Source organism: Thioclava sp. ISO4 (assembly GCF_058105145.1).
In genome coordinates, this window is sequence record NZ_CM176571.1 from 581,357 (window position 1) to 593,151 (window position 11,795).

Below are 11,795 nucleotides of genomic sequence, written 5' to 3' on the forward strand. Positions count from 1 at the left end.
TGAAACACTCCTTACTTTCCGATGCAGAAGCTCGAGAAAATTTCGTCCAACAGGTTCTCGACATCCACCCGACCGAGCAACGCTTCGAGCGCCCAAGCCGCCTGGCGCAGTGATTCCGCTGCCAGCTCGCTTCGGTCGGACCCGCGCAATACCTCATCTCGCGCCGATTCCAAAGCCCCGAATGCGCGCTGCATCGCAACCCTGTGCCGTTCGCGCGTCATTACGCCGGCGCCTTCGCCAAGCCCGGACAGACGTTCTTCGATCGCAGAGAGCAATTCGCCAAGCCCCGCCCCCGTTTTCCCGGAGACGTTCAGCCCATCATGCGCAGCGATATCGGCTTTGCCATGCACCACCAGATCGCCCGGCTCCGGCGCGATCAGCGGGACTTCCTCGCCGTCGAGTAGGAAAACGCGCAGATCGGATTGACGCGCGCGGTCGAGCGCCCGTTCCACCCCGATCGCTTCCACGACATCGTCGGTTTCGCGCAGGCCAGCGGTGTCGAGCAAGGTCACCGCCTGCCCGCCAATCTCCATCCGTACCTCGATGACGTCGCGCGTCGTGCCTGCGAATTCGGAGGTAATCGCCGCTTCTCGCCCCGCGAGCGCGTTAAGCAAGGTTGATTTCCCGGCATTCGGCCGTCCGACAATCGCGACCTCGAACCCTTCGCGAATCCGCTCCGCCGCGCCAAGCCGGCGCAATTCATCGCGAATTCCGGCGCTGACCGCGCCGATCAGTTCCAACACCTCGGGCGAGACATCGACCGGAACTTCCTCATCCGCGAAGTCGATCGTGGCTTCGATCAACGCCCCTGCCCGGATCAGCTTTGCGCGCCAATCCTCGACCAGAGCGCCAACCGCGCCCGAGAGAACCTTCAATGCCTGCTTGCGCTGCGCCTCGGTTTCCGCCTCGATCAGATCGGAAAGTCCTTCGACCTGCGCCAGATCGAGCCGCTCGTTCTCCAACGCCCGCCGGGTAAATTCACCAGGTTCCGCAAGCCGCAACCCGTCGATCTGCCCAAGCGCACGCAGCACAGCCGAAACCGTCGCGATCGCGCCATGGATATGCAGTTCCGCGACCTCTTCCCCGGTGAAGCTGGCGCCGCTCTCGAAACACAGCACCACCGCCTCGTCGAGTTCCTCACCCGCGAGCCGCAACCGGCGAAGGCCGGCGACACGCGGTTCCGGCAGGGTCCCCGCCAAGTCCCGCGCCGCCTGCCACGCCAGCGGTCCTGAAATACGAATGACGGCCACGCCCGCTTTTCCGCGGGCCGTGGCCAGTGCATAGATCGTGTCCATAGCAATCCTCTTCCCTGCGGAAGATAGGACGGCCTCAGCCGTTCATCGAGTCGAAGAATTCCGAGTTCGTCTTGGTCTGCTTGAGCTTCGAAATCAGGAACTCGATCGCATCGGTCGTGCCCATCGGGTTCAGGATGCGACGCAGAAGGTAAGTTTTCTGAAGATCCTTCTGATCGACGAGCAGATCCTCTTTCCGGGTGCCGGATTTGAGAATGTCCATCGCCGGGAAGACGCGCTTGTCGGCAACCTTGCGGTCCAGCACGATTTCAGAGTTACCGGTGCCCTTGAATTCTTCGAAGATGACTTCGTCCATCCGCGAGCCGGTATCGATCAGCGCCGTCGCGATGATGGTCAGCGAGCCGCCCTCTTCGATGTTCCGCGCGGCCCCGAAGAACCGTTTCGGACGCTGCAGCGCGTTGGCGTCCACACCACCGGTCAGCACCTTGCCCGAGCTCGGAACGACGGTGTTGAAGGCGCGGCCCAGACGGGTGATCGAGTCCAGCAAAATAACGACATCGCGCTTATGCTCGACAAGGCGCTTGGCCTTTTCGATAACCATATCGGACACAGCGACGTGGCGCGTCGCCGGTTCGTCGAAGGTCGAGGAAATCACCTCGCCCTTCACCGAGCGCTGCATGTCGGTGACTTCTTCCGGGCGTTCGTCGATCAGCAGGACGATGAGATAACATTCCGGGTGGTTGCGCTCGATCGAGGTCGCGATGTTCTGCAGCAGAACCGTCTTACCGGTCCGCGGCGGCGCGACGATCAGCGAACGCTGGCCCTTCCCGATCGGGGCGACGAGGTCGATGATCCGGGCCGAGCGATCCTTGATCGTCGGATCCTCGATTTCCATCTTCAGACGCTCGTCGGGATAGAGCGGCGTGAGGTTGTCGAAAGCGACCTTGTGGCGCGCTCTCTCGGGTTCCTCGAAGTTGATCCGCTCAACCTTCGTTAACGCGAAATACCGCTCGTTCTCGCCGGGGGCACGGATCACGCCTTCGACGGTATCGCCGGTACGCAGGCTGTGCTGGCGGATCATGTCGGGCGAGACGTAGATATCGTCGGGACCCGGCAGATAGTTCGCTTCGGTCGAACGCAGGAAGCCGAAGCCGTCCTGCAGCACTTCCAGCACGCCATCGCCGCCGATGACCCAGTCATCCTCGGCATGTTCCTTCAGGATCGAGAACATCATCTCGCCCTTGCGCATCGTCGAGGCGTTTTCGATCTCCCATTCTTCAGCCAGCGCCAGAAGTTCCTTCGGGCTCTTGGCTTTCAAATCGGAGAGATTGAGGCGTTCATCGCTCATCGGATCACCTGCAGCTGGCGCCTCATCAGAGCGATGGGCGCGAAAATTCGTCGTGTCTCAGAAAAACCGGTCGACCAGGACGGCCGTGGCTTGATCCCGCAGATAAGCACAAAGAGTCGCTGAGTCAACGAAAGTCAGAATTTCACGATGACCGAGGCGACGATGACGATCATGAAGATGGTCGGGATCTCGTTCATCATCCGGTAGTAGCGCCCGCTGCGGTTCGCCCTGCCCTCTGCGAGCGCCTTGCGTTCCTTCGCGCACCACATGTGGAACCAGGTCATGCCGAGAACGGCGGCTGCCTTCGTCCACGGCCAGATGCTCGACCAATCGACGATGCCCGGCGTGAAGACCAGCATCAGGCCAAAGAGCCAGCTCGCGATCATCCCCGGGTTCATGATGGCCTTGAGAAGAAGCCGTTCCTGATGCCGGAACAGAAGCTCCTGATCGCTGTCACGCTCCATGCCCGCCTTGTTCAGCCCCTCGACGTGGTAAACGTAAAGTCGCGGCAAATAAAACAGGGCTGCCATCCAGGTGATGATCGCCATCACATGCAGTGCTTTGATCCACAAATACCAAGTGCTCAGGAAATCGGTCATCTCGCCTCCGGCTGACAGCTGCCATCATCTTCTAAAAAGATTCTTTAAAGAAAAAGATGATGATGATGTAGGGCCTGTTGATGATGTGGATTAACACTTTATCAAGACTTTCTCCACAGGCGGAAAACATCCGGCGAGCACTAATCTTTTACTCGATGCATGTTTCGTAAAATATTGATATCGCGTGATTCTTTTTCAGAGAGTCACAACGTCACCCTGTGGATAAATCTTGGGAGAAAATTGTGAAACCCCCGGCATGTCCCCAACCGCTCGAATCCGAATTCCACAGGTGGACAAGTTTCGTAAATCTGCCATGAAACGTGCCGATCCGGTGGAGTAATCCGCCGATCCGCGTTATGCCCAATTCGACCCCGAGACTTCTGCGCCCGCTTATCCACAAGTTCATGAACATCCTCCTCGCCTCCGCCTCAGAAATCCGCGCGCAGCTTTTGCGCAACGCCGGTCTGTCCGTGACCGCGGCTCCTGCACGCATCGATGAAGACATGATCCGCCGGAGCTTGGAGGCCGAAGAGGCGAAGCCGCGCGATGTGGCGGACCTGCTTGCCGAGATGAAGGCGGCGAAGCTTTCGGCGCGCCATCCCGGGGAGTTGGTGATTGGCGCGGATCAGGTTCTCGAGCTCAAAGGCGCGGTTCTGTCGAAGCCCGAGACGCCGGAAGACGCGAAATCGCAGTTGCGCGCCCTCTCCGGCCAGACCCACAAACTCCTTTCCGCGATGGTCGCAATCCGGGATGGCGAGCCGCTTTGGCGGCATGTCGGTGAAGTGCGTCTCACGATGCACACGCTGTCGGAGCCGTTCATCGACGATTACGTCGCCCGCAACTGGGACAGCATCCGCTGGTCGGTCGGCAGCTACAAACTCGAGGAAGAAGGCGTGCGTCTTTTCTCCCGCGTCCAAGGCGACTATTTTGCTGTCCTGGGCCTTCCCCTGATCGAATTCCTGAACTGGCTGCACGCCCGAGGAGATTTCACGACATGACGGATCATCCGCGTATTCCCCTCGCCGGCGTCATCGGATCGCCGGTCGCGCATTCGCGCTCGCCGCTCCTGTTTCGGACCTGGCTTGCCGAATACGGGATCGACGGGTTCTACATTCCGATGGATGTAGCGAGAGACGATCTGGAAACCGTGCTGCGGAGCCTCCCCAAAGCGGGGTTCGTCGGCACCAATGTCACCATCCCGCACAAGATCCGCGCGCTCGAGATCGCCGATGTCATTTCCGATCGCGCGGCACTCATCGGGGCTGCGAATACCCTGGTCTTCCGTCCTGACGGAAAGATTTATGCAGATAATACAGATGGTTACGGGTTCATCGCCAATCTGCGGCAGAATGCGCCGAACTGGGATCCAAAGTCCGGCCCGGCCGCCGTTCTGGGCGCTGGCGGCGCTGCGCGCGCCATCGTCGCCTCGCTTCTTGAAAGCGGCGCGCCGGAAATTCGCATCTCGAACCGCACCCGTGCGCGTGCAGACGCGCTGCGGCAGGAATTCGGCGCGCGTCTCGTCGTTTACGATTGGGTGCAGGCGGGCAATATGCTCGAAGATGCCGCGACCGTCGTGAACACGACCTCGGTCGGCATGGTCGGCAAATCGGAATTCCGCGTTCCGCTCGATGCGTTGCGTCCCGGCGCGACCTGCTGCGATCTCGTCTACACACCTCTTAAGACGAAATTCCTCGCCGAGGCTGAAGATGTGGGATGCACCGTGGTCGATGGCCTCGGAATGCTTCTGCATCAAGCCGTCCCCGGGTTTGAGCGCTGGTTCGGCCAGCGCCCGGAAGTGACAGAAACTGTCCGCAACGCGGTGCTCGGGGCATGAGCAATCCTTTCCTGCTCGGGCTGACCGGCTCCATCGGGATGGGAAAATCCACGACGGCAGCGATGTTCGCCGAAGCGGGAATTCCCGTGTGGGATGCCGATCGGACGGTGCACGATCTCTACGCGAAGGGTGGTGCGGCCGTTTCACCTATTGCCGCTGCCTTTCCGTCTGCGGTCAAGGATGGAGCGGTGGACCGGGCGGAGCTGAAAAAGCTGCTCGCCAGCGATAAAAAGGCTCTAACCCGCCTTGAATCGATCGTTCATCCGCTCACCACGGCCTCGCGAAGCGACTTCATCGCCGCGCATCCGGAGGCGGACCTGATCCTCCTCGATATTCCGCTTTTGTTCGAGACCGGGGCCGACGCTGCCTGCGATGCAACGCTCGTCGTCACCGCCCCGGCGGAGGTCCAGCGCGCGCGTGTTCTCGAACGGCCTGAGATGACCGAGGCGCAGCTCGATTTCATTCTGTCGCGCCAGATGCCGGATGCGGAGAAACGACGTCGCGCAACCTTCGTCATCGAAACCCTCGATCTTGAGCGGACCCGCCAAGATGTGCGAAAGCTGATTGCGAAGATCAGGGATGAGCAAGATGCGTGAAATCGTTCTCGATACCGAAACCACAGGTTTCGAGCCGGGAGAAGGCGACCGGATCGTCGAGATCGGTGCGGTTGAGCTCTTCAACCACATGCCGACCGGTAACACCTATCACCAGTACATTAACCCTGAGCGGTCGATGCCCCAGGAGGCCTTTCAGGTGCACGGGCTGGGTGACGAATTCCTGTCGGACAAACCCAAGTTCGCCCAGATCGGCCTCGAATTTCTGAATTTCATCGGCACGGACTCGGTCCTCGTGATCCATAATGCCAAGTTCGACATGAAATTCCTGAATGCCGAGCTTGGCTGGGCCGGGATGCCGCTGATCCCGGATGATCGCGCGCTCGATACGCTGGCAATGGCGCGGCGGAGATTTCCGGGCTCGCCCGCGACGCTCGACGCGCTCTGCCGCCGCTTCAGCATCGACAACTCGTCGCGGACGCTGCACGGCGCGTTGCTCGATAGTGAAATTCTCGCCGAGGTTTATCTTGAGCTGATCGGCGGTCGGCAGCCGGGCTTCGGGTTGCAACCCGTTGAAACGGGCCAGAAACGTCAGGCGGGAGCCAATCAAGGCTGGCGTCCAAAACCTCGCCCCGAGCCCCTGCCCCCGCGCTTGACTGCCGAGGAGGCCGAGGCGCATGCTGCCTTCGTAGCCCAGCTCGGCGAAGCCGCGATCTGGAACCGCTACGACTGAAAACGTCGGGTTTTCTGACATAATAAGCAAGTTTTCCATTTAACCGAGCGTCAACCTCCCTTAAATCGGGGGCTTCTTAGGGAGAGAGCGGGAGGACCGTCCATGCTGGACCTGACCGAAATGCGCGCCACGCTGGCCGAGACTTACGATCTTGCGCCATCCATTGAGCTGGCAGAGGAAATGCACGAGATCCATGCAAAGATGGATCGCGTTATCCCGCTGCCGGACTTCGCGCGCTACGCGCCCTACATCCGCGCGATCAATCGTCTGAAAAAAGAGAAAAACGCGGTCATCCTCGCGCATAACTACATGACGCCGGAAATCTATCACGGCGTGGCAGATGTTGTGGGTGACAGCCTGCAACTCGCCATCGAGGCCACGAAGGTTCAGGCCGGGACGATCGTCCAATGCGGCGTTCATTTCATGGCCGAGACGTCGAAGATCCTGAACCCTGCCAAGACTGTCCTCATTCCCGATATGAAAGCCGGTTGTTCGCTGGCGGAGTCGATCACCGCCGACGGTATCGCGGAGATGCGCGCCAAATATCCCGGTGCGCCCGTGGTAAGCTACGTTAATACGACCGCCGAGGTGAAAGCGGCGTCCGATATCTGCTGCACCTCGTCCAACGCTGCGCAGATCGTGCGCGCGATGGAGAGCGACACGGTCATCATGACGCCGGACCAGTATCTGGCGCAGAACGTGGCGAACGAGGTCCCCGAGAAGAATGTCGTCTGGTGGGAGGGCTCGTGCATCGTCCACGAGCAGTACACCGCTAAAGATATCAATGACTTCCGTTCAATGCATCCCGACACGAGGATCATCGCGCACCCCGAATGCCCGCCCGATGTTGTCGCGGCGTCGGATTTCTCGGGCTCGACCTCGGGGATCATTAACTACGTCGAAACCAACAAGCCGAAAGAGGCGATGTTGGTCACGGAATGCTCGATGGCGTCGAACATCGCAGACGCCTTGCCGGAAGTAGATTTTGTGGGTCCGTGCAATATGTGCCCCTACATGAAGAAGATCACGCTCGAGAAAATCCTGTGGTCGCTGCATACCGGGACCGAGGAAGTGATCGTCGATCCGCAGGTCGCCGAAAAGGCGCGCGTCGCGGTCGAGCGGATGATCGAGCTGTCCCGGACCCTCGCGAAGTGATCGAAACGCGACGGATCATCATCGTCGGCGCCGGTCTGGGGGCGCTTTATGCGGCGCTCAGCCTTGCGCCCCGCCCCGTTCTCATCATCTCGCCGGAGACTTTGGGCGAAGGCGCCTCCTCGGCCTGGGCCCAGGGCGGCGTCGCCGCCGCAATGTCGGTTGGCGATACGCCCGCCTCCCACGCGCGCGACACAATGATCGCCGGAGCAGGCACTGTTTCACCGCAAATCGCGCATTTGGTGACCGAAGAAGCGCGTCAGCACATCCTCGCATTGACCGAACTCGGCACGCCTTTCGACCGCGATCCGGAGGGCGATTATGTAATGTCGCGCGAGGCGGCGCATAGCCACGCGCGGGTCGTTCGGGTGAAGGGCGATCAGGCCGGGCGCGAGATCATGCAGACTCTCGTGGCCGCGGTCCGGCAGACCCCCTCGGTTCAGGTTCTCGAGGGCGTTTTGGCGACGCATCTGGAGACGGAAGACGGGCGCGTCACCGGCGTGTGGATCGAGCGCGCGGTTGAACCCTCGGGGCCCGTTCTGATCAAAAGCCCTGCGGTCTTGCTGGCGGGCGGCGGGTCGGGCGGGCTGTTTGCCGTCACGACGAACCCGCCGCGTATTCGTGGGCAGGTGATCGGGATGGCGGCGCGCGCGGGGGCGCGGATCGCCGATCCGGAATTCGTACAGTTCCATCCGACCGCGATCGCCAGTGGCGAAGACCCTGCCCCACTTGCGACAGAAGCGCTGCGCGGTGAAGGCGCAACACTCGTTAACGCGGATGGCGAACGCTTCATGCTTTCGGTTCATCCCGATGCCGAGCTTGCGCCGCGCGATATCGTGGCCCGGGCTGTGTATCTGGAACGCAAAGCCGGGCGCGAGCCCGCTCTGGATACGCGCGCAGCACTTGGGGCCGAGGTTCTGACGCGCTTCCCGGCCGTCGCCGAAGCTTGCGAAAGGGCTGGAATAGACCCTGTTTCCGGCGTGATCCCCGTTGCGCCCGCCGCGCATTACCACATGGGCGGGATCGATACTGATCTCGAAGGGCGCAGTTCGCTCGATCGGCTTTGGGTCTGTGGCGAGGCGTCATCGACCGGGCTTCACGGGGCGAACCGTCTGGCTTCGAACGGATTGCTGGAGGCCTTGGTCTTCGCGCGAATTTGCGCTGTCGGGATCGCCGCGGAGCTTGGGGAGATTCCCGACGTCGAAACGGTTAACCCCGATTTTCCGCAAGGCGATGTCCCGGTGAATGAACCGGCCGTGCAGGTCCTCCGAAAAGCCATGACTGATGGCGTCGGCGTCGTGCGCGATGCGGAGGGTTTGAAAGCCGCGCTTCGTGTCATTTCGCAGATCGAAGCGGAGGCCCGCACGGAAACGATGCGGAACATGACCGCCACGGCCACGTTGATTTCTGCGGCGGCGCTTGCGCGCGAGGAAAGCCGCGGGGGTCATTTCCGCTCGGATTTCCCGGAGATGAACCCGAAACTGGCGGAAAGAACGAAAATCACGCTGGAGGAGGCGCTGAAAATCCGCGCCGCAGCCTTGGAGGACTGACATGTTGCCCGATTTGCTGATCGAACCGATTGTCCGCGCCGCGCTGGTCGAAGACCTTTCGCCCATGGGCGACGCGACGACCAATGCGGTGATCCCGGCGGGCAAAACCTACTCGGCGCGACTGAAAGCGCGGGAAGACGGCGTGGTTTCGGGGATGCAGGTCGCGGCGATGGCGTTTCGGCTGGTCGATCCTGCGCTGCGCGTGTCGATCCTGATCGCCGATGGCAAACCCTGCCAGGCGGGTGAAACTTTGCTGACGGTCGACGGATCGGCCGCCTCGATCCTGATGGCGGAGCGCGTCGCACTGAATTTCGCGGGCCGCCTGAGCGGGATCGCCACGAAAACCGCTGGTTTTGTCGCGAAAACCGAAGGCACCAAGGCGCGTATCACCTGCACGCGGAAGACCACGCCGGGGCTGCGCGTTCTGGAGAAGGCAGCAGTGACCCATGGTGGCGGTTTTAACCATCGTTACGGTCTGTCCGACGCGATCCTGATCAAGGATAACCATATTGCGGCGGCTGGTGGCGTGCGCGCGGTACTGGAGGCGGCGAAAGCGGCGCGCAGCCACATGATGCGGATCGAGCTGGAAGTCGACACGCTCCGCCAGATGGAAGAAGCGCTGAAAATCGGCGGGGCCGATGTCATTCTGCTCGACAATATGGACAGCGCGGAACTGCGTGCGGCCGTGGCGCTGAATGCGGGCCGCGTGGTTCTGGAAGCCTCGGGAAACATGACGCTTGAGCGGATCGCCGAAGTGGCGGCGACCGGTGTGGATTACATCTCCTCCGGTGCACTCACCCATTCGGCCCGGACGCTCGATCTGGGCCTCGATTTCTGAGAATTCAGCCGAGATAGTCTCTGAATTCGGCGCGCACGGCCTCATAGACCGAGCGTTTGAAGGGCACGATATTTTCGACCAGCTCGTCGAAGGGCATCCATTGCCAGACCGAGAATTCGGGATGGTCGGTCTCGATCCGCACCTGATCGTCGGAGCCGAGGAAGCGCATCAGGAACCATTTCTGCTCCTGCCCGCGCCAGCGGCCGTTCCAGATCTTCGGTACAAGATCATGCGGCAGGTCGTAGCGCACCCAGTCGGAGGTTTTCGCGACGATTTCGACGAGATCGGGGTTCACCCCGGTCTCTTCTTCCAGCTCGCGTAAGGCTGCTTCTTTCGGCTTCTCGCCCTTGTCGATCCCGCCTTGCGGCATCTGCCATGCCGGGCCGGGATTGTCGATGCGCTGGCCTGCGAACACGAGGCCAGCGGGGTTCATCAGCACGACGCCGACATTGCGGCGGTAAGGAAGTTTAACGATCTCTTCGGGGGTCATATGAAAAAGGGGCCCGAAGGCCCCTTCCCTCAATTCTGCTGCGTGTCGGATTTGCCATCGTCGCTGGGCGCTTCGGCCTTTTGCGTCGAGGCGGTGTCAGCCGTCGTCTCGGGGGCGATGGCTGAGAGACCTTTGATCAGGTCGATCGCGTAGGACATCTGGAAATCTTCCATCCGGCGCTTCGCGGCCTCCTCGGCTTTCGCGCGCTCGTCCTCGGCCTGCTGCTTCTCGTCCTCGGTCATCGAGTCGTTGGTGATCGCACCCTTCAGATCGGCCTCGGAGGTCATCTTGCGGGCATTATCGCCTTCGGCGGCCTTATCCTCGGATTTCGGCTGATCGGGCTGCGGCACAACCACGTCGGGGGCGATGCCCAGCGACTGGATCGAACGGCCCGACGGCGTGTAGTAGCGCGCGGTGGTCAGACGCATCGCGCCCTCGCCCTGGATTGGCATGACCGTCTGGACCGAGCCTTTACCGAAGCTCTTGGTGCCGACGACGATCGCGCGGTGATGATCCTGCAGCGCACCGGTGACGATTTCCGACGCCGAGGCCGAGCCACCGTTGATCAGCACGACGATCGGCTTGCCGTCCGCCATATCGCCGGCGGTCGCGTTGAAGCGCTCGCTATCCTGCGGGTTCCGGCCGCGGGTGGAGACGATCTCGCCCTTGTCGAGGAACGCATCCGCCGTCTTGATCGCCTGCGTCAGCAGACCGCCGGGGTTGTTGCGCAGATCGACGATGAAGCCATCGACCTTGTCCATGCCGCCGACTTCCTTGACCTGCTCCTTGATCGAGGATTCGAGGTTCGGGAAGGTCTGGTCGTTGAACGTGGTGATGCGCAGGATGACGGTATCGCCGTCATGGCGGCCCTTCACGGCGGTCAGCTTGATCGTGTCGCGGGTCAGCGTGACGTCGAACGGATCTTGCTCGCCTTCGCGCACGATGGTCACGGTGATGTCCGAACCGACCGGCCCGCGCATCTTGTCCACAGCCTGATCGAGCGGGATACCCATCAGGGACTCGCCATCGACCGCGGTGATGAAATCGCCGGACTTGATGCCAGCTTCGGCCGCAGGGGTGCCGTCCATCGGCGAGACGACTTTCACGAAGCCGTCTTCCTGCGTGACCTCGATGCCGAGACCGCCGAAGGAGCCGCGCGTCTGGACGCGCATGTCGCTGTAATCGGAGGGAGGCAGGTAGCTGGAATGCGGATCGAGCGAGCTGAGCATGCCGTTGATCGCGGCTTCGATCAGCTTCTTGCTGTCCACCGGCTCAACGTAGTCCTGGCGGATTTTCTCGAAAATGTCGCCGAACAGGTCCAGCTGCTGGTAGACGGTCTCGTTGCGTTTCGTTTCTTCGGCCATCAGCGGCGCCGCGACTTGCGTGGACAAAAGCGCCCCTGCAAGCGTGCCGCCAACCGCTGCCATCATGAACTTTTTCATAC

The 11,795-nt window shown here is 61.4% G+C and carries 12 protein-coding genes; 7 read left to right on the top strand and 5 right to left on the bottom strand.

The window, feature by feature from the left end; translation table 11 throughout:
- Window positions 1-11: 11 nt before the first annotated feature.
- From mnmE to AC2TZ7_RS02955, 3 genes are all read right to left on the bottom strand, one after another.
- A complete protein-coding gene (gene mnmE, locus AC2TZ7_RS02945) occupies window positions 12-1,295 on the bottom strand; it encodes a tRNA uridine-5-carboxymethylaminomethyl(34) synthesis GTPase MnmE (protein WP_489865841.1) in 1,284 nt (427 codons plus the stop codon).
- Between the two features lie 34 nt (window positions 1,296-1,329).
- Window positions 1,330-2,601, bottom strand: coding sequence for a transcription termination factor Rho (rho, locus tag AC2TZ7_RS02950; RefSeq protein WP_075776732.1), 1,272 nt, complete (start codon window positions 2,599-2,601; stop codon window positions 1,330-1,332).
- Between the two features lie 134 nt (window positions 2,602-2,735).
- Window positions 2,736-3,200 carry a CopD family protein gene (locus AC2TZ7_RS02955; RefSeq protein WP_078541497.1) on the bottom strand — a complete coding sequence of 155 codons (465 nt, stop codon included), beginning with the start codon at window positions 3,198-3,200 and terminating at the stop codon, window positions 2,736-2,738.
- A 356-nt stretch (window positions 3,201-3,556) separates the two neighbouring features.
- On the opposite strand from AC2TZ7_RS02955, the gene AC2TZ7_RS02960 reads away from it, so the two are divergent.
- From AC2TZ7_RS02960 to nadC, 7 genes are all read left to right on the top strand, one after another.
- Window positions 3,557-4,198 (top strand): Maf family protein, encoded by a 642-nt coding sequence (locus AC2TZ7_RS02960; RefSeq protein WP_489865842.1) that lies wholly within the window; start codon window positions 3,557-3,559, stop codon window positions 4,196-4,198.
- A complete protein-coding gene (locus AC2TZ7_RS02965) occupies window positions 4,195-5,034 on the top strand; it encodes a shikimate dehydrogenase (RefSeq protein ID WP_489865843.1) in 840 nt (279 codons plus the stop codon). Before AC2TZ7_RS02960 ends, AC2TZ7_RS02965 begins: the two co-directional genes overlap by 4 nt.
- The gene (coaE, locus tag AC2TZ7_RS02970; RefSeq protein WP_489865844.1) at window positions 5,031-5,630 is read left to right on the top strand and encodes a dephospho-CoA kinase; all 600 of its coding nucleotides are present in this window, start codon (window positions 5,031-5,033) and stop codon (window positions 5,628-5,630) included. The genes AC2TZ7_RS02965 and coaE overlap by 4 nt, the downstream gene beginning before the upstream one ends.
- Window positions 5,623-6,321, top strand: coding sequence for a DNA polymerase III subunit epsilon (gene dnaQ / locus AC2TZ7_RS02975; protein WP_489865845.1), 699 nt, complete (start codon window positions 5,623-5,625; stop codon window positions 6,319-6,321). The genes coaE and dnaQ overlap by 8 nt, the downstream gene beginning before the upstream one ends.
- A gap of 102 nt (window positions 6,322-6,423) precedes the next feature.
- Window positions 6,424-7,476, top strand: a complete 1,053-nt coding sequence (nadA, locus tag AC2TZ7_RS02980) for a quinolinate synthase NadA (RefSeq protein ID WP_489865846.1) — start codon at window positions 6,424-6,426, stop codon at window positions 7,474-7,476.
- Complete coding sequence (locus AC2TZ7_RS02985) at window positions 7,473-9,023, top strand: L-aspartate oxidase (protein ID WP_489865847.1); 1,551 nt, start codon at window positions 7,473-7,475, stop codon at window positions 9,021-9,023. Before nadA ends, AC2TZ7_RS02985 begins: the two co-directional genes overlap by 4 nt.
- A gap of 1 nt (window position 9,024) precedes the next feature.
- On the top strand, window positions 9,025-9,861 hold the full coding sequence (nadC, locus tag AC2TZ7_RS02990; RefSeq protein ID WP_489865848.1) for a carboxylating nicotinate-nucleotide diphosphorylase: 837 nt from the start codon (window positions 9,025-9,027) through the stop codon (window positions 9,859-9,861).
- Between the two features lie 4 nt (window positions 9,862-9,865).
- On the opposite strand, the gene AC2TZ7_RS02995 is transcribed toward nadC, so the two are convergent.
- On the bottom strand, window positions 9,866-10,351 hold the full coding sequence (locus AC2TZ7_RS02995) for an RNA pyrophosphohydrolase (RefSeq protein ID WP_347430144.1): 486 nt from the start codon (window positions 10,349-10,351) through the stop codon (window positions 9,866-9,868).
- A gap of 29 nt (window positions 10,352-10,380) precedes the next feature.
- A complete protein-coding gene (locus AC2TZ7_RS03000; protein WP_098409493.1) occupies window positions 10,381-11,793 on the bottom strand; it encodes a S41 family peptidase in 1,413 nt (470 codons plus the stop codon).
- Window positions 11,794-11,795: the final 2 nt, after the last annotated feature.